We start from the raw sequence: 16978 nt of genomic DNA, 5'->3' as shown, positions 1-16978 counted from the left end.
AAATTTATGAGGTGTGCGGATAAAATGGATATTAACTACGTTTATCAGATGATTAAAACCGAAGTAGAAAGTGTAGAAAAAGAGTTGTTGTCCAATCTTGACTCTGATGTGGATATGGTAAATGAAGTGGCATCTTACGTATTTGAAAGTGGCGGGAAACGTTTGAGGCCTGTTTTTATGATATTGGCATCAAAGCTTGCTGGCTATTCAGGCAATAGGGCAATTGTTTTAAGCGGGGTTGTGGAGTATATTCACACCGCTACACTTTTGCATGACGATGTTATTGACGGCGCTAAATTCAGGCGGGGCAGAAAAAGCGCAAACAATGTATTTGGTAACGATATTACTGTGCTTTGTGGCGATTTTTTGTATTCAAGGGCATTTATGAACCTTGTAAAAGACGGTGACCCAAAAGTGCAGATGATTCTTGCAAACGCCGCAAAAACGATGAGCGAAGGGGAAGTGTTTCAGCTTGTCAAAACTGCCGAGTTTAGCTTGAAACTGGAAGATTATCTGAAAATTATATACAGTAAAACTGCTGTTCTTTTTTCTGCGTGCTGTGAAATCGGCGGAATATTGGGCAAGATTAAAGAAGAAAAAGTAAAAAATCTGGCAGAGTTTGGCAAAGTAGTTGGTCTTGCGTTTCAGATGAGTGATGATATTTTAGATTATCTTGGTGAGCCAGAAAAAACAGGGAAAAAACCCGGAACTGACCTTAATGAAGGTAAAATGACTTTACCTCTAATATTGCTGAGAGATTTGGCTGATAGGGACGAGAAGAAAAAACTTCGTGACATAATTGTCTCTGAGAGTGCAACGGATGAAGATTTGGCTTATATCATTTCATTGATGGAAAAATACGATATAAAGGCAAAAGCAGAAAATTTTGTAGACGACTATGTCAACAAATCAAAAGAGTTACTAAAAATTTTTCCGGAGAATGAATACAGGGACGCCCTTGAGTTTTTGGCAGAATATGTAATTCAAAGGGACAGATAATGAAAAAAGAGGCAAGTTATTATAAAAAACTTGTTGATAACAGTGTACAATGCCTTCTGTGCCCACATCTTTGCATAATAAAAGACAAGGGCAGCGGAATCTGCCTTATCAGAAAAAATATAGATGGCACCCTTTATCAAACAGCTTACGGAGAAGTTGTTTCCGTAAATCTTGACCCGATTGAAAAAAAGCCTCTTTACCACTTTTATCCGGGCAGTGAAATATTATCAATAGGGACAAACGGTTGCAACTTGAGGTGCAGTTTTTGTCAAAATTATTCAATAAGCACAAAAGAGACAAACAGGCAAAAAGTGAAAATAGATGACCTTGTAATGCTTGCAAAAAAACATAACAGCATAGGGATTGCGTATACATATAATGAACCGACAATATGGTATGAGTTTGTCAGAGATACTGCAAAAATATTTAAGGAAAATGGGTTAAAGAATGTTATAGTTAGCAATGGTAATATTAACAAAGAGCCTTTGCTTGAACTGATAAAATATATTGATGCAGCAAATATTGATTTAAAAGGTTTTACCAAAGAGTTTTACGATTGGGTAAAAGGGGATTTGGAAACAGTAAAACATACGATAAAAACTCTTTTTGATAACAATATTCATACGGAAGTTACTTTTCTCTTAGTTCCAAATAAAAATGACGATATCGATGATTTTAAACTTATGCTCGATTTTTTGAAAAATATCAGTGTTGATTTGCCGCTTCATATTTCGAGATATTTTTCCACCTACAAATGCAGCGAGCCTGCAACGGATATTGGGATGATGTTGAAATTTTATGAATTGGCAAAAGAATATCTTAATTATGTGTATCTTGGTAATGTGAATATTGAAGGAGCACTTGATACATTTTGCCCTGATTGTGGAAGCATTCTTGTGAAAAGAGCGGGATATTTGACTGAAATTTTAAATTATGGAGATAAATGCAATAAATGTTTAAAAAAATTATACTTTCAATTCTGATTATTTTTGCTGTCACAGGCTGCAATAAGACATTTGTGTCAAAATCCGGTTTTTGGATGGGGACAATTGTTGAAATTACGTTTGATGTAGATAAAAGCAATATTGTGGATGAAGGTCTAAAATACCTGAAGACATTGGAAGATAAAATCGCTTTATTTACAAATGATATAAACATAAAAGGTGAAGCAAAAGTTGATGAAGATATAAAATATCTCATCAGTAAGAATGAATATTATAAGAAAATATCAAATGGCAGATTTGATATGGCCGTGGGGACTATTGGCTATATTTATGGTTTTCCTGAAGGCCCGTATAAAATTCCTGATATTGATGAGATAAGCAAATCTCTTGAAAAAATACATAAAAACCGATTTGAAATAATTGATGGATATATAAAACGGAGCGAAGAAGTTAAAATTGATATGGGAGCTTATGCCAAGGGTTATATTGTGGATAAGGTTAGTGAGTATTTTAGAAGAAACGGCTTAAAAAATTTTATTTTAAATGCAGGTGGAGATTTATACGCATCGGGAAATAAAAATGGCAAAAAATGGAAAATAGCGATAAAAAATTCGGAAAGTGAAAAAAAATATTTAAGTGCTATTGAATTGAGCGATATGGCGGTTGCTACAAGTGGTAATTATGAGCGGTATTTTGAAATAAACGGTAAAAGATATATACATATTTTTGATGCACTTACAGGTGAGAATGCAAACAATTATCAAAGCATTAGTGTCATTGCCGATAATGTGGAAAAAGCCGATGGATTTGCTACCGTTTATTTTTTGATGAGCGTTGATGAAATAAGTCGTATTTGTAAAAAAGAGGGTACACCGGTGCTTGTATATACATTGGATAACAAACTGTTAAAATTTTGCGGCTGGGAAGATTTTGAAATTAATTAGGCCGCTTGACATTGTGATAATTTTTATTCTGGTTTTTGTTTCCATTGGTTTTATAATATTCTCGCAGACTGAGTCTGGGAAAAAACAATATTATTTGCATATTGATAATAAAAAAATAAAACTGAATGGCAATGAAGGGGTAATTGATTTAAAAAAATACGATAAAAGTGTAGTTATTGAGCTAATAGATGGAAAAGGGCGATTTGTTGAATCAAACTGCCAGGACAAAATCTGTATTAAGACCGGTTTTATAGATAAATGCGGCGATATCGCAGTTTGTCTTCCAAATAAGGTTGCACTCGAGATTAAATGTGAAGTGAGTGAATTTGATGCAATTTCAAGGTAAAGTTGCCTATACAGGGATTTTGACAGCTTTTTGTATTGTGCTTGGTTTTATGGAAATGTTTATACCTAATCCGATCCCTTTTTTGAGACTTGGCCTGGCAAATATCCCCATTGTAGTCGGAATATTTATCTTTGAAGAAAAAAAATATGTTTTTTACGTGGCTGTTTTAAAGTCGATTTTGGTGCCTGTTATTACCGGTAATTTTTTTGTTAAACTCATAATAGGGATGCCAGCTACTATCGCTGCCACAATTATTATGTTAATTATTTTTAAACTTTTGTCAAAATATTTAACTGCAATTTCTGTAGCGGCAGTGGGAGGGTACTTTCATATAATTTTTCAACTTATTGTTATAAAAATATTTTTTATAAAATATCTTGATATTTACAAAATAATACCGTATTTTTCGCTACTTGGCCTTGTTAGTGGGATTTTAACAGGCTTTATTGCTGAATATACAATAAAAAATTTTTTGAAGGTGGATAATGCTGCAAAAAATTATTCTGGCTAGTGGTAGCCCCCGTAGAAGGGAGATTTTTACTAAACTTGGTATTAATTTTCAATATGTTACCTCTGAAGTTGAAGAAAAATTTGATGAAAATGAGAATGTAGAAGACCAGGTGATGAAAATTGCCGCAATGAAGGCTTATAAGGTTGCAAGCATTTATGATGAGGCATTTATTATCGGAGCTGATACTGTTGTTTATCTTGAAAATCAGATAATAGGAAAGCCAAAAGATGCTTATGACGCACAGCGCATTTTAAGATTATTAAGCGGTAAAATGCATGAAGTAATAACCGGCGTGGCAGTTGTAAATAAAAAAAATGGTATATGTGAAAGATTTTTTCAAAAAACTGATGTTTACTTTAAAAAATTAAATGATGAGATTATCAATTGGTATATTGATTCAGAAGAGCCTCTTGACAAAGCTGGAGCTTACGGTATTCAGGGGAAAGGGAGTTTGCTGGTTGAGAAGATACATGGGGACTATGATAATGTTGTGGGACTACCGGCAGGTAAACTTCTTGAAACTTTTGCAAAACTTGGAATAAGACCTTATGGAGGATTTCATGAATTATAATAACTTAGGTGAAATGTTTTTAAGTGTTGCTACAAAAAAAGGCTCCAAGAAGTATATATTTTTTGAAAATGATGTTTATACATATTCTGAAGCGAAAAATTTGATTTTAAAATATGCAAACGCACTTAAAAAACAAGGACTTAAAAAAGGGGACAGGGTAGGGGTGCTTCTTGAAAACTCCCCTGAATTTATTTTTGCCATTTTTGCTATTTTTGTTAACGGGGCTGTTGCTGTACCTATAAATACTTTTCTTAAAAAAGATGAAATTTCATATATTTTGTCAAACTGTGAGGCTAAATTTTTAATCTCTTCAGATGTGTTTTACGATGAGATTAAAGACTTGAACGTGAAAAGTTTACAAAACAAATTCTCTTTTGGCTCGCAAAAATTGCCGGATTTGAAAAAGTTTGCTGAAGGGGAAAGTGCTGATTTTACAATACCGGAAATGAATCTTGATGATATTGCGATTTTAATTTACACATCCGGCACGACCGGAAATCCAAAAGGTGCTATGCTTACTCATAAAAACCTTTTGTCAAACTGTGATGCTTGCAATGTTGCTTTTAAGATAAAGAAAAATGACAGGTTTTTACTATTTTTACCGATGTTTCATTCATATGCATTTACCACATGTATTATGTTGCCTACATTTACGGGATGTTCAATTATTATTTTAAAGTCGGTAATGGAATTAAAGAAGAAGAGTTTTAAGAAGGTATTGCTATTCAAAAGGCCAACATTTTTTCTTGGTGTGCCTCAGGTATATACTGCTCTTAGTAAAGCAAAATTACCAAATTGGTTTATTAAGTTTTTATACCCTGTAAGAATTCATGTTAGTGGCGGGGCGCCATTGCCTGAAGAAATTTTAAAAGAATTTGTTGGAAAATTCAAAAGACCTATTTTAGAAGGCTATGGTTTGTCAGAGGCATCACCGGTAGTTTCAGTCAACAGAGAAGAGGAGCAAAGGCCTTATTCTGTTGGTCCTGCCTTACCGGGTGTAGAGGTAAAAGTGGTAGATGATAACGAAGTTGAGCTTCCTGTAGGTGAAGTGGGTGAGTTGATTGTCAAAGGTCCAAATGTAATGAAAGGGTACTGGAATATGCCCGAGGCTACAAATATGACTGTTAAAAACGGCTGGTTGTTTACCGGGGATATGGCAAAGCTTGATGAAGATGGTTTTATTTATATAGTTGACAGAAAGAAAGATTTGATAATCGTAAAAGGGATAAATCTCTATCCGAGAGAGATTGAGGAGCTTATTTATACATATGAAGGTGTTGAGGCTGCTGCAGTTATCGGTATTCCTGATAAAGCAAGCGGTGAAGTGCCTGTGGCCTATATTTTACCAAAAGAAGGTGCAAAGCTTGATGCTGGCAAGATTAAGGAATATCTAAAAGAACACCTGGCAAACTACAAAATTCCTAAACATATCTATATCGTTAACGAATTGCCACTGACTGCTACTGGCAAAGTTTTAAAACGTAAATTAAAAGAGCAGGTGCTTGGAGATGCAGTGAAATAAGGAAGTTGTGAACAGTAATTAGTAATGAGTGAGGGGGTAATGAGTATAAGGTAACTATATGAAAAAATAGTTTGACATAGTTTAATTTTTTTAATAAGTAAAGATTATACCCAAAGTATTTATATTGATTATAATAATGGATATGTGTGGAGAGCTATGGATATAAATGAATGTTATAGTACTTTGGGTTTAAAACCTGATACGCCTTTTAGTGAAGTTCATAAACGTTATCTTGAGCTTTCTAAAAAGTACCATCCTGATAGTCACTTCCTTATCAGCGAATCTGATAAAAAATATTATGAACTGCGATTTAAAGAGATTAATGCTGCTTTTAACGCTATCAAAAATTATACTAACACTGGTTCAACCTCATTATACAAGGAAGAAAAGAAATCAAAAATTTCACCATCTGAAATAGCCAAAGCATATTATTTAAAAGCGGTATCATTTTATAAAGAAAGGGATATCAACAATGCCCTTGACTGTTATATAAATGCTTACAGAAGAGATGAGAGTAATCCTAATTACCTGAGAGGGGTAGTAAAATGTCTTATGGAAAAGCCAAGAAGATTGCATGAGGCAAAAGATTATTGTCTAAAACTTATAAAACTTGAAGATTACAACGGAGAAAATTTCTTTATACTTGGCAAGATTTATTATAAGGCAGAGCTCAAAAATGCTGCTCTTACAAATTTTAAAAAGGCTGTGAGCTTAAACTTCAATTCGGATGAGCTTGAAAACTATCTGAAAGAGCTTGATAAAAATAGCGGCTTTGCAAGGAAAGTGCTTTCAATATTTTCCAGGAAATAGCAATTTTTAAGGGAGATAAACCCAATAAATTTTTGATATCTGGGCACTGAGATTTTTTATTATGTGCCTTTTGGATGAGTCAAAGTAAAAATATTCATCTTTTTTTAGTCTATGAGTTGTTCCGTCAAGACATAGCTCTACTTCCCCTTCCAGAATATAACCCTGCTCCTCACCTTCGTGTTTTAACTCCTGTTCGTATCCACCGTATGGCATCAATTCCACAAGATAAGTTTTCATTTTTAATTTTGGGTTGTCTATCAAAAGATAAAGATTGTACTCATCTTTTTTGGAATAAATTAAACGGGCATCGTCTTTGATATTAAATGTTTCCTTGTTTATATGTAATTTGCTGTCATCATCCTCAAAAAACTCTGCCAGTGTAAGTCCGAAGAAAGAAGCAATCTCTTTTAAGGTAGAAATGGATGGCACTGCTTTGTTGTTTTCAATCATAGAGATATAGCTTTTTGTTTTTCCAATTGCATTTGCAAGCTGTAAAAGACTTACACCCTGAGACTTTCTAAGTGCTTTTAGTTTTATATGGAAGTTTTTTTGAATCATTTTCAAAAAAAAGAGCCCTTTGAGGGCTCATTTTATTAATTTAAAGAGTCTTTAAAAAGTTTTCCAGGTAGGAATTTTGGTGATTTTTTTGCTGGTATATCAATTGGTTCACCAGTTTGAGGATTTCTACCTTTTCTTGCTTTTCTTTCAGAAACAGAGAAAGTTCCAAAGCCAACCAAAGTAACCTTGTCTCCCCCTTTAAGAGCTTCAACTACTGACTCTTCGAAAGCTTTCAATACTCTTTCGATTTCAGATTTTTTTACATTACCAGCTTTTTCTGCTACCTTTTCAATCAATTCTTTTTTGTTCATTTATACCTCCTGATTTAAAATCACTGCTTTCAATGTATAGCCTATGTTTAAAGACATTTCAAATACTTTTTTGGGAAATTACAAAAAAAAGTTCTCTGATGACTTTTGCAGCTACAATAGTTGATACACCTGATGTATCGTAATGTGGTGATAATTCTACCACATCGCAGCCTACAATATTCATATTGCCAAGTTCCTTTATAAAATCGATGAGTTGCATGTATGCAAAACCGCCAGGTTCTGGGGTTCCTGTGCCAGGAAAAATAGAAGGGTCAAGCACATCCAGGTCAATTGTCAGGTATACCGGGTTGTTGCCAATTATTTTTTTAATTTCACTCAAAGGTCTGTTTAATGTATTGTTAGATTTTATCAAATTGTATTCTTCTTTGGTGCCGCTTCTTATCCCGTATTGAAATATTTTATCAAGTCTGATGATTTCAGAAACTCTTCTTATTACAGTTGCATGAGAAAGCTTGTCGCCAAGATAGTCATCCCTTAAATCTGCATGGGCATCAAAATGTATTAAAAAAATATCCGGATATTTTTCATGGACTGCCTGAAAAACAGGCAGAGTTACGAGGTGCTCACCGCCAATACTAAAAATCTTTTTGGGCAAAAGTGATTTTGCCTTGTTATACATTATATCAAGAGCCTTTTTTGTGTCGCCAAAGGGGACTTCAACATCTCCTATATCACAGATATACAAATCTTCGTCAATATCCATGTCAAAAACCGGGGAATAGGTCTCAAGCCCGTAAGATGCTTCCCTTATTGCATTTGGAGCAAATCTTGAACCAGGTCTATAGCTGCAGGTGCCATCAAAAGGCAATCCCAATACAGCAATATTTGCATTTTTAAATTCTTTATTGCATCCGATAAAACAGTTTGATATTGCCATATTAACCTCAAAATATTTTATAATCTTGCGTTAAATAGTTTGTAACATAATCTTTGATAGCTTCTTCAAGGCTCAGGAAATCTTTGTCATATCCTATGCTCTGAAGTTTGGACATATCTGCCTCTGTAAAGTACTGATATCTCCCTCTCAAATCTTCAGGCATGTCAAAATATTCTATCTGGCCATCAATTTTGCTGTATTTAATAACATTATTTGCCAGGTCATTAAACGTCCTTGCCTTTCCTGTTCCGAGATTGTAGATGTCCGACTTTGGTTGCTTTTCATAGAAAAAGCTCAATACTTTACACACATCATGGACATAGACAAAATCCCTTTTTTGCTCTCCGTGTGAATATCCTTCCCTGTGGGATTTAAAAAGTCTTATCTTTTTTGTTTCTTTTAGCTGGTTGAAAGCATGAAAAATCACACTTGCCATTCGACCTTTGTGATATTCGTTTGGGCCAAATACATTAAAAAATTTAAAACCTGCCCAGAATGGTGGTTTGTCGGTTTGTCTCAACACCCACTCATCAAAAATTTGCTTTGAAAAACCATAAGGGTTTAACGGGCGAAGTTTTTCAATAAAAGATACATCATCACAATATCCGTATTCACCTGCACCATAAGTGGCTGCGCTGCTTGCATAAATAAAAGGTATTTTTTGCTCTTCAGCAAATTTAAAAAGCTTTTTGCTGTATTCGAAATTTATCTTCATCAAATAGTCAAGATTAAGTTCAGTTGTGTCAGCACAAGCGCCTATATGAAAAATAAATTTAATATTTTTAAAATTTTCTATATTTCCAATAAAATAATCCCTGTCGATAAAGTCGATAAATTTTTTGCCGAGCAGATTTTTCCATTTTTCCTTAGTGCCAAGTTTATCTATTAGAAGAATTCTGTCTTCACCAAGTTTGTTAAGATAACTGACAAGGTAACTGCCGATAAACCCTGCTGCACCAGTGACTACAATCATAACATACTCCTATATTTATAGTATAAAGAAGCAATAAACTTTTAAGAGTTTAAAATCAAGTATTTTGTTGCACACTGCACTTGCAAGAAATTAAACCAATTAGCTAAGATAAGAAAAGCACCCTTTCGGGTGCTTAAACTATTTTATAAAAAGCTCAGCTATCTGAATTGCGTTAAGGGCTGCACCTTTTCTAAGCTGATCACCCACCACCCAGAAAGTCAGGCTGTTTTCAGTGGAAATATCTTTTCTGATTCTTCCAACATAACAGTCATCCTTTCCTGCTACGAAAAGGGGCATAGGATACTCATTGTTGTTCGGATTATCTATTACTTGTAAGCCTTTTGCATTTTTGAAAAGCTCTTTTGCTTTTTCAACAGTAATCTCTTTTTCAGTTTCCACAGTTACTGCCTCAGAATGCGCAGACAAAACAGGCACTCTTACACAGGTGGCACTTACTTTAATGTTATTGTCCCCCATAATCTTTCTTGTTTCGTTAAACATCTTCATCTCTTCTTTTGTGTAGCCATTTTCAGTAAATTTATCTATATGAGGAATAACGTTGAAAAGCAATTGATGTGCAAAATTTTCTACTTTAAGCTCTTTTCCTGCTGCCCAGTCCCTTGTCTGTTGCATAAGCTCTTCCATTGCCTTTGCACCAGCTCCAGAGGCTGATTGGTATGATGATACTACTACTCTTTTTATTTTAGAATAATCATGCAGTGGTTTTAGGGCTACAACCATTATAATTGTGGTACAGTTTGGATTTGCAATAATTCCGTTATGTTTGAATGCATCCTGAGGATTTACTTCAGGTACAACCAACGGCACATCTTTGTCCATCCTGAATGCTGAGCTATTGTCGATTACAAGGGCTCCTGCTTTTGCAGCAGAAGGAGCAAATTCAAGGCTTCTTGAGCCACCCGCAGAGAAAAGCGCTATATCTATATCTTTAAAAGAATCATGGGTCAATTCTTCTACAATATATTCTTTCCCTTTAAATTTTAACGTTTTTCCGGCAGACCTCTTTGAAGCAAGGAGCCTGAGATTTTTTATCGGAAAATTTCTTTCTTCAAGGATTTGAAGGAAAGTATCTCCAACCGCTCCAGTTGCACCTGCTATCGCAACATTATAAGCACTTTTTTTAACAAATTCTCCCATATTTCACCTCACGAGTATAGGTTTTTATAAATTTGAACTGTTATTACTATTATATCCAAAAGTCAACATTTTTCACCGATAAATGAAATAAAATTATTTTATTTAAAGTTAAACGGGTGCTTGCTTTTGTTTTTTAAGAAGTTATTGCAAAATCTCAAATATAATATTAATTTATTCTATGAATTTATTGTGAGGTAGTAGGATGAAATTTGTAGCTTTTACCATAAAAAATGTTTTTAGGGATAGGATATTTTTGATGATTTTGTCTTTTGTTTTTGTATATGCCGCTATCCCTTTTTTTAGCTATTTTTCTATGCGCCAATTGCAGGAAATTTCAATTACCATGTCGATATCTCTTAATTCTTTCATACTGCTAATATTGTCTTTATTTGGAAGCATATATACTATCTGGAGGGATATTGAAAGAAAATACACATTTACGACGTTAAGTTTTCCTGTAACAAGAATAAATTATTTTATTGGAAGGTATATAGGTTTTGTTTCTGTGTTATTTTTCATTACCGTTATTAATCTTATATTGGGGCTTATTGCCATAAAAATTTCTGCCGGTTTTTATAAATCGGAGCTACCTATTTTGTGGAGCAACATAGCTCTTGCTTACTTTTTTTCTCTTTTAAAATACTGTATTGTGCTGGGCTTTGGATTTTTATTTGCTTCTTTTTCGACTTCTTTCTTTACCCCCGTATTTTCTACGATTGCAATATTTTTGGCAGGAAATTCAATTCAAGGTATCTATGAATATGTTTTGAAAGAAAGTGAAAATTCATCAGCCTTTTTAAAGTGGGTAGTAAGCATATTTTATTATATTCTGCCAAATCTTTCTGCTTTTGATATGACTTCATATGCAGCTTATTCCATTAATATGAATATAAAATCCGTGATGTTTTCGATTATCTATTTTGTTTTTTATTTAAGTATTGTTATGACGTTTGCAGTATTGATATTTAACAGGCGGGATTTAAAGTGATTAAAGATAGATACAGTTTAAAAATAACATTTTTATTGGTGTTATTTGCGCTAATTTTAGCTTTATTTTATCCGCATTTTAAGAATGATATGATGCAGAGGCCGCTTTTTGAAAAGTTGGGATATACACCTCAGGGGAAATTGTATAAATCAGCTCTTGGAGAGTTTAGATGGTTTGTGGGGTCTTATCTTTCATTCAAATCAATAATTTACTACGGGGGTAATATAGACAAAATTAGCAAAAGAAGATTCAAGGAAGTAGAATATTATAACCTGTACAGGACGCTTGAGACCTCTATTTTACTTAACCCGTATAACGAAGATGCCTATTATTTTGCTCAGGGAGCTTTTACATGGGATATCGGCCGTGTAAAAGAAGTTAATTCATTACTGGAATATGTATTTAAATATCGTACCTGGGATTTTAAAATTCCTTATTTTCTTGGATTTAATTATGCTTATTTTTTGAAAGATTATAATAGAGCGGCTAAATACTATCAAAAAGCTTCTGAGCTTTCAGGCTCGCCACTTTTTACCAATCTTGCAGCGAGATATTTTTATGAAGGCGGGCAAACTGAGCTTGGTATAGCACACTTGAAAGCAATGATAAAGATGACCCGAAAAGAAAATATCAAAAAAGTGTATGAAAAAAGGCTTAAATCACTGGAAGCAATCAATGAAATAGAAAAGGCTATTGAAGCTTATAAAGGTAAATATGGCAAACTGCCTGAAGATATTAACGATTTGGTTAAAAGTGGTTTTATTGATAATATCCCGGATGACCCATATGGAGGTAAGTTTTACCTTGACAAAGATGCAAAAGTAAGGACTACAAGTAAATTAACGGAAGAAAAAGAGGTAAAGAAAGATGGAAATGCTGAAAATAAATAATTTACATAAGACATTTAAGACAAAAGGCAAATTTGTCAAAGCCCTTGACGGGATAAATTTTAGTGTTGAGAAAGGGGAAATTCTCGGGTTTTTAGGTCCAAATGGGGCAGGGAAAAGCACCACAATTAAAACAATAATGGATTTAATAAGACCTGACAGTGGCAATGTGGAGATTGATGATGTGGACTCAAGAATGCCTCAGGCAAGAATAAAAATCGGCTTTATGCCTGAAAATCCACAGTATTATGATACTTTGACGGGTTATTCACTTTTGATGTTTACAGCATCAGTTTTTGGTATGGATAAAAACTTTGCAATAAAAAAGGCATGGGAGCTTTTGGAGGAATTTGATTTAAAAGAGGCTGCAAAAAGGCCTATAAGAAATTACAGTAAAGGTATGATTCAAAGAATAGGATTTGCTTCTGCTATTATTCACAACCCCGAAATCCTTATTCTGGATGAGCCGATGAGCGGGCTCGACCCAATGGGAAGAGTTTTATTCAAGAAAAAACTTAAGGAGTTAAATGAAAATGGTGCCACAATCTTTTTCAGCTCTCATATTATCCCTGATATAGAAGATATTTGCAGTCGAGTTTTGATAGTGAATAAGGGGAGGGTGGTAGCTGATTTATCAAGGGAGGAGATAAAATACAGCACAACTTCAGGATTTAATATTATTACAAAAAGTGCTCTTGATCTCCAAGGTGTAAATTTTGAAAAGATATCAAATGACCTTTTTAAATCTTACTGTAAAAAAGAGCAGCTAATAGAACTTTTGGAAAAAATTAAAGAGACTAAAATTGAAATAGTCGATATCGAGCCTGTAAAAAAGGATTTGGAAGATATTTTTGTGGAGATAGCGGGCAAAAAATAGTTTGGGAGGCTTTATGAAAAGAAGAGTATTTATCAAATCAGGTAGTGGTGAATTTGTACAGATGCTTCCAGGGGTAAAAAGAAAAACACTTACTTTTGCAGAAAAAACACTTTCTATTGAAATCTTTCTCGATAAAGGCTCAAAAGTCCCACCCCACAGTCATATTTATGAACAAACAGGATATATGATATACGGCAAAGCAGTGCTTAATATTGGCGGCGAAACTTACAATGTTGAGCCAGGAGATGCCTGGACAATCCCATCTGATGTGGAGCATTCTTTGGAAGTTATCGAGGATTCCAAAATAATTGAAATCTTTTCTCCTATGAGAGAAGAGTATATCTGAATAGATTTTTTTGAAGAAAATAGCTAACAAAACTTTTCCCATTTGTAATTTTCAATATTTCGCTTATGGCTGTCAAAATTTATCCCCAGCAGATATATAGATTTTTTGTCATTCAGATACTTTTCATAATATTTTCGATGTTTTATTTGATTTATAGGTTCCTCTTTAGAGTCCACTTTAAATTCTATTATCAATATCTTATCGTCGGCCTTTAAAGTTAAATCTATTCTGCCTTTATTTGTTATATCCTCAGGTATAACGTCATAGCCTAATGCAGTAAGATATACGAATATCACACTGCTGTAATATCCTTCATATTTTGAAATGATGTTGTTTGCATAATTAGCATATGGAATAGTGGCAAATATTGCCTTAAATATATCAACAAAACCATCAATATCAGCCTTGTTCAGGCAGTCAAACATATTAAGCCTGTATTTAGCCTTATATTCCCTTTGATTTGTAAGGTAGTCTGTAAAAAGTTGATTCAGTGAAATACGTATTTCGGTATTTGGAACCTTTAACTTATAGGTATACCCACCGAGATTGTCCATAATTTTTTTATCAAATGTCAAATATCCTGTTTGCCACAAAAGAGCTCTCAAGTCTATGTAGTCCACATCAAAAGCATTAAGCCCTTCTTCTGTAATTTCAGCATGCTCAAGCTCAGGGATGTAATGATTTTGTTTTTTCAATATCTCTATCAGAAAAGAAGGGTTACCCGTTTGCCACCAATAGTTACGAAATTCACATCCGGCAGAAAAAAATAGTAGTATGTCAAAAGGGTTGTAAAGAGGTTTGCCAAAATAATTGTAGCCGTTATACCACATTTTTACCATTTCGAGGTTTACATCCTTTACACGGTCGGCAAAAACCGTCAAAAGATCGTCATGAGCATAACCGCAGATTTCTGCAAATTCTTTGTTTAATGTGATATCTTCAAGATTGTTAAGCCCACTAAAAAGGGTTAGTTTGGAAAATTTAGTTACCCCCGTAATAAAAACAAGTCTTATATATCTATCGTTGTCTTTTATCACTGAATAAAAATTTTTTAATATATCTCTTGCAATCTTTGCCTTATCAATGCTTGTAATATTATCAAGAATAGGCTTGTCATATTCATCTATTAAAATTACTACCTTTTCGCCATATTTTTCATAGGCTTTTAAGATTAATTCTTCAAAGCAACTTTTGTAGTCACCTGGGTTACCGCAATTTAAGTCTAACCTTTTTATATTTCTTTTAAGTATCCTTTCAATTTCGCTAAAAATCTGCTCTTTGGATTCTGAGTAATCTCCACTTCCAAAAGATATTCTGATAACGGGGTGGGACTTAAAATCGTATTTATCGTAAACATAAAGGCCTTTGAAAAGTTTTTTGTTGCCATTAAAGATTTCATTTAAAGTATCAATAAAAAGTGACTTACCGAACCTTCTTGGGCGGGACAGAAAATAATACTTCCCTTTACTTAAAAGTTTGAATGCAAATTCAGTTTTGTCCACATAATAGTAATTTTCAGTAATGATTTCACTAAAAGTTTGAAGACCGATAGGTAGTTTTTTCATAAATTTATTTTAAATTTGAAATTAAATGAATGCAAGTGAAAAAGTGAAAGTAGAGATTCATAAGCAGGGTGTCTAAATAATAAAAATTGTCTGTCCTTTTTTATCCTTGTCCTTTTTTATCCTTTTTTAATTCACGATTTTCGGGTCACGATTTCAGTTTCTCGTATTCAAAATTAACTATATTCTTATCTTTTGAATCAAATTCAATACCTACAAGGTAAATTTCTAAAGATTTATTTAAATATTTTTGTGAGTAGTTTTTCTCTTTAATCTGATTCAAGGCTTCACCTTTATTGGCATCCACCTTAAACTCAATTATATAAATCTTATCCCCTATAAAAACGGTCAAATCTATTCTGCCTTTATTAGTTACATCTTCACCTATTATCTGAAGTCCCAATGACTGCAAATAAATATAAACAACACTTGCATAAAAACCTTCATAATTTTGAATGAAATTGTTGCTGTAATTATTGTAAGGGATTGATGAAAATATTGATTTTAATGTATCTTCAAACTCTTTTAGATTTGCGTTCAAAAGGGATAAATAAAGGGAAGACTTTTCTCTGTTTGAGTCAGATGTATTCAATAAATATTTTATGATAAAATCATTTAAAGATATTTTAACTTCCTTGTTTGGGATTGACAGTTTATACTCTATGGTTTCAAATGGAGTTTCTCTTACTTCACTAATCGTCAGATATCCTGACTGATACAAAATCACTTCTATGTCGATATTTTCTATATCAAAGCTATCAACCAACTTTTCATCTACTATCAAATCAGACAACTTTGGCAGAAAATATTTATTTTTTTCGATAAGTTTAATCAAGAATGTAGGTGTGCCTGTTGAAAACCAGTAATTTTTAAATTTAAAACCATTTGCAATAAATTGTAATATATCAAAAGGATTGTAAACATTATCTTTTAAAAAATTATAGCCGTTATACCATTCTTTGATTTTTTCCATATCTGCATTTTTTAGATAATCAGCAAATACTGTCTCCAAATCTTCTTGAGTATAGCCGCAGATATTCCCGTATCTCTCATTTAAAGATATGTCTGTCAGCATATTAAGACCGCTGAATATTGAGGCCTTAGAAAATTTGCTAACTCCTGTTAAAAAAGTAAACCTTATATAAGCATCACTGCCTTTGATTACAGAGTATAAACCTTTGATAAATTCTCTGTGTAGCTTAGCTTGCTCTAAATCTTCAATAACATCAAGGATAGGCTTGTCATATTCATCTACTAAGATTACTACTTTTTGATTGTATTTTTTATAAGCTTCTTTAATAAGTCTTTCAAAGCAGATTATCAAATCCAGTTCATCTTCACATTTAACTTGTAACCTTTCCTGATTATCCTTCAAAATCTCTTTTAATTTTTGCTCCAGGTCATTTATGGTTCTATTCTTACCGTCCCAGCTTATTTTGATAACTGGATATTTCTCTTCCCAATTCCATTTATCATAAATGTAAAGCCCTTTAAAAAGCTCTTTATTGCCTTTAAATAGTTCCTTTAAGGTATCAAGAAACAGAGATTTACCAAATCTTCTGGGGCGGGATAAGAAGACATATTTAAATTCATTAATAAGATTATATGCAATTTCAGTCTTATCTACATAAACATAATTTTCTTTTATTATCTCAGAAAATGTCTGTATCCCAATAGGTAACTTTTTCATATTAAAATAATATTGGCTTGAGTAATTGTTGTCAACAGATTTTATTTTGAGGTATGCAGGGATTGAGGGAGTTAAATAAATGG

General features: G+C 33.3%; 19 protein-coding genes. 12 read left to right on the top strand and 7 right to left on the bottom strand.

Annotation, left to right across the window (positions count from 1 at the left end; translation table 11 throughout):
• Positions 1 to 24 precede the first annotated feature (24 nt).
• The 8 genes from ACTCAF_RS00405 to ACTCAF_RS00370 all read left to right on the top strand — a co-directional run bounded on the left by ACTCAF_RS00405 (position 25) and on the right by ACTCAF_RS00370 (position 6647).
• The gene (locus ACTCAF_RS00405) at positions 25 to 999 is read left to right on the top strand and encodes a polyprenyl synthetase family protein (protein WP_463061321.1); all 975 of its coding nucleotides are present in this window, start codon (positions 25 to 27) and stop codon (positions 997 to 999) included.
• Positions 999 to 1982: an AmmeMemoRadiSam system radical SAM enzyme gene (gene amrS, locus ACTCAF_RS00400; RefSeq protein ID WP_463061320.1), complete on the top strand. Its 984-nt coding sequence runs from the start codon at positions 999 to 1001 to the stop codon at positions 1980 to 1982. Before ACTCAF_RS00405 ends, amrS begins: the two co-directional genes overlap by 1 nt.
• Positions 1952 to 2887 carry an FAD:protein FMN transferase gene (locus ACTCAF_RS00395; protein ID WP_463061319.1) on the top strand — a complete coding sequence of 312 codons (936 nt, stop codon included), beginning with the start codon at positions 1952 to 1954 and terminating at the stop codon, positions 2885 to 2887. Before amrS ends, ACTCAF_RS00395 begins: the two co-directional genes overlap by 31 nt.
• The gene (locus ACTCAF_RS00390) at positions 2874 to 3233 is read left to right on the top strand and encodes a NusG domain II-containing protein (protein ID WP_463061318.1); all 360 of its coding nucleotides are present in this window, start codon (positions 2874 to 2876) and stop codon (positions 3231 to 3233) included. Before ACTCAF_RS00395 ends, ACTCAF_RS00390 begins: the two co-directional genes overlap by 14 nt.
• Positions 3217 to 3744: a Gx transporter family protein gene (locus ACTCAF_RS00385; protein WP_463061317.1), complete on the top strand. Its 528-nt coding sequence runs from the start codon at positions 3217 to 3219 to the stop codon at positions 3742 to 3744. Before ACTCAF_RS00390 ends, ACTCAF_RS00385 begins: the two co-directional genes overlap by 17 nt.
• Positions 3719 to 4315, top strand: coding sequence for a Maf family protein (locus ACTCAF_RS00380; RefSeq protein ID WP_463061316.1), 597 nt, complete (start codon positions 3719 to 3721; stop codon positions 4313 to 4315). Before ACTCAF_RS00385 ends, ACTCAF_RS00380 begins: the two co-directional genes overlap by 26 nt.
• The gene (locus tag ACTCAF_RS00375; protein ID WP_463061315.1) at positions 4305 to 5837 is read left to right on the top strand and encodes a long-chain-fatty-acid--CoA ligase; all 1533 of its coding nucleotides are present in this window, start codon (positions 4305 to 4307) and stop codon (positions 5835 to 5837) included. The genes ACTCAF_RS00380 and ACTCAF_RS00375 overlap by 11 nt, the downstream gene beginning before the upstream one ends.
• A 156-nt stretch (positions 5838 to 5993) precedes the next feature.
• Positions 5994 to 6647: a J domain-containing protein gene (locus tag ACTCAF_RS00370; protein ID WP_463061314.1), complete on the top strand. Its 654-nt coding sequence runs from the start codon at positions 5994 to 5996 to the stop codon at positions 6645 to 6647.
• A gap of 6 nt (positions 6648 to 6653) precedes the next feature.
• On the opposite strand, the gene ACTCAF_RS00365 is transcribed toward ACTCAF_RS00370, so the two are convergent.
• The 5 genes from ACTCAF_RS00365 to ACTCAF_RS00345 all read right to left on the bottom strand — a co-directional run bounded on the left by ACTCAF_RS00365 (position 6654) and on the right by ACTCAF_RS00345 (position 10545).
• Positions 6654 to 7205: a helix-turn-helix domain-containing protein gene (locus tag ACTCAF_RS00365; RefSeq protein WP_463061313.1), complete on the bottom strand. Its 552-nt coding sequence runs from the start codon at positions 7203 to 7205 to the stop codon at positions 6654 to 6656.
• Positions 7206 to 7240: 35 nt separating this feature from the next.
• Positions 7241 to 7516, bottom strand: coding sequence for an HU family DNA-binding protein (locus ACTCAF_RS00360; protein WP_463061312.1), 276 nt, complete (start codon positions 7514 to 7516; stop codon positions 7241 to 7243).
• A gap of 58 nt (positions 7517 to 7574) precedes the next feature.
• Complete coding sequence (gene speB, locus ACTCAF_RS00355; protein ID WP_463061311.1) at positions 7575 to 8414, bottom strand: agmatinase; 840 nt, start codon at positions 8412 to 8414, stop codon at positions 7575 to 7577.
• Positions 8415 to 8421: 7 nt separating this feature from the next.
• Positions 8422 to 9387: an ADP-glyceromanno-heptose 6-epimerase gene (rfaD, locus tag ACTCAF_RS00350; protein ID WP_463061310.1), complete on the bottom strand. Its 966-nt coding sequence runs from the start codon at positions 9385 to 9387 to the stop codon at positions 8422 to 8424.
• A 138-nt stretch (positions 9388 to 9525) separates the two neighbouring features.
• Complete coding sequence (locus ACTCAF_RS00345; RefSeq protein WP_463061309.1) at positions 9526 to 10545, bottom strand: aspartate-semialdehyde dehydrogenase; 1020 nt, start codon at positions 10543 to 10545, stop codon at positions 9526 to 9528.
• A 202-nt stretch (positions 10546 to 10747) separates the two neighbouring features.
• Between ACTCAF_RS00345 and ACTCAF_RS00340 the strand changes: the two genes are divergently transcribed.
• Genes ACTCAF_RS00340 through ACTCAF_RS00325 form a run of 4 tightly spaced genes read left to right on the top strand, consistent with a single transcriptional unit; the run spans position 10748 to position 13643 of the window.
• Complete coding sequence (locus ACTCAF_RS00340) at positions 10748 to 11533, top strand: ABC transporter permease (protein ID WP_463061308.1); 786 nt, start codon at positions 10748 to 10750, stop codon at positions 11531 to 11533.
• A complete protein-coding gene (locus ACTCAF_RS00335) occupies positions 11530 to 12423 on the top strand; it encodes a hypothetical protein (RefSeq protein ID WP_463061307.1) in 894 nt (297 codons plus the stop codon). Before ACTCAF_RS00340 ends, ACTCAF_RS00335 begins: the two co-directional genes overlap by 4 nt.
• The gene (locus ACTCAF_RS00330) at positions 12401 to 13297 is read left to right on the top strand and encodes an ABC transporter ATP-binding protein (protein ID WP_463061306.1); all 897 of its coding nucleotides are present in this window, start codon (positions 12401 to 12403) and stop codon (positions 13295 to 13297) included. Before ACTCAF_RS00335 ends, ACTCAF_RS00330 begins: the two co-directional genes overlap by 23 nt.
• A 13-nt stretch (positions 13298 to 13310) precedes the next feature.
• On the top strand, positions 13311 to 13643 hold the full coding sequence (locus ACTCAF_RS00325; protein ID WP_463061305.1) for a cupin domain-containing protein: 333 nt from the start codon (positions 13311 to 13313) through the stop codon (positions 13641 to 13643).
• Positions 13644 to 13666: 23 nt separating this feature from the next.
• Here the strand turns inward: ACTCAF_RS00325 and ACTCAF_RS00320 are convergent, their stop codons facing one another.
• Entirely contained in the window at positions 13667 to 15208 is a 1542-nt protein-coding gene (locus tag ACTCAF_RS00320) for an ATP-binding protein (protein ID WP_463061304.1), read from the bottom strand.
• A gap of 145 nt (positions 15209 to 15353) precedes the next feature.
• A complete protein-coding gene (locus ACTCAF_RS00315) occupies positions 15354 to 16895 on the bottom strand; it encodes an ATP-binding protein (RefSeq protein ID WP_463061303.1) in 1542 nt (513 codons plus the stop codon).
• Between the last annotated feature and the right edge of the window lie 83 nt (positions 16896 to 16978).

The organism is Deferrivibrio sp., from assembly GCF_055117995.1.
The sequence above is the reverse complement of the archived record's forward strand: the minus strand, read 5'-3'. Positions and strand labels throughout refer to the sequence as shown.

What these genes read in the sequence shown, in the direction of transcription:
- ACTCAF_RS00375 (WP_463061315.1), top strand. Translation starts at nt 4,305, where the DNA reads ATGAATTATAATAACTTAGGTGAAATGTTTTTAAGTGTTGCTACAAAA.
- ACTCAF_RS00370 (WP_463061314.1), top strand. Translation starts at nt 5,994, where the DNA reads ATGGATATAAATGAATGTTATAGTACTTTGGGTTTAAAACCTGATACG.
- ACTCAF_RS00340 (WP_463061308.1), top strand. Translation starts at nt 10,748, where the DNA reads ATGAAATTTGTAGCTTTTACCATAAAAAATGTTTTTAGGGATAGGATA.
- ACTCAF_RS00345 (WP_463061309.1), bottom strand. Translation starts at nt 10,545, where the DNA reads ATGGGAGAATTTGTTAAAAAAAGTGCTTATAATGTTGCGATAGCAGGT.
- ACTCAF_RS00365 (WP_463061313.1), bottom strand. Translation starts at nt 7,205, where the DNA reads ATGATTCAAAAAAACTTCCATATAAAACTAAAAGCACTTAGAAAGTCT.
- amrS (WP_463061320.1), top strand. Translation starts at nt 999, where the DNA reads ATGAAAAAAGAGGCAAGTTATTATAAAAAACTTGTTGATAACAGTGTA.
- ACTCAF_RS00385 (WP_463061317.1), top strand. Translation starts at nt 3,217, where the DNA reads ATGCAATTTCAAGGTAAAGTTGCCTATACAGGGATTTTGACAGCTTTT.
- ACTCAF_RS00320 (WP_463061304.1), bottom strand. Translation starts at nt 15,208, where the DNA reads ATGAAAAAACTACCTATCGGTCTTCAAACTTTTAGTGAAATCATTACT.
- ACTCAF_RS00405 (WP_463061321.1), top strand. Translation starts at nt 25, where the DNA reads ATGGATATTAACTACGTTTATCAGATGATTAAAACCGAAGTAGAAAGT.
- speB (WP_463061311.1), bottom strand. Translation starts at nt 8,414, where the DNA reads ATGGCAATATCAAACTGTTTTATCGGATGCAATAAAGAATTTAAAAAT.
- ACTCAF_RS00325 (WP_463061305.1), top strand. Translation starts at nt 13,311, where the DNA reads ATGAAAAGAAGAGTATTTATCAAATCAGGTAGTGGTGAATTTGTACAG.
- ACTCAF_RS00380 (WP_463061316.1), top strand. Translation starts at nt 3,719, where the DNA reads ATGCTGCAAAAAATTATTCTGGCTAGTGGTAGCCCCCGTAGAAGGGAG.
- rfaD (WP_463061310.1), bottom strand. Translation starts at nt 9,387, where the DNA reads ATGATTGTAGTCACTGGTGCAGCAGGGTTTATCGGCAGTTACCTTGTC.
- ACTCAF_RS00360 (WP_463061312.1), bottom strand. Translation starts at nt 7,516, where the DNA reads ATGAACAAAAAAGAATTGATTGAAAAGGTAGCAGAAAAAGCTGGTAAT.
- ACTCAF_RS00330 (WP_463061306.1), top strand. Translation starts at nt 12,401, where the DNA reads ATGGAAATGCTGAAAATAAATAATTTACATAAGACATTTAAGACAAAA.
- ACTCAF_RS00315 (WP_463061303.1), bottom strand. Translation starts at nt 16,895, where the DNA reads ATGAAAAAGTTACCTATTGGGATACAGACATTTTCTGAGATAATAAAA.
- ACTCAF_RS00395 (WP_463061319.1), top strand. Translation starts at nt 1,952, where the DNA reads ATGTTTAAAAAAATTATACTTTCAATTCTGATTATTTTTGCTGTCACA.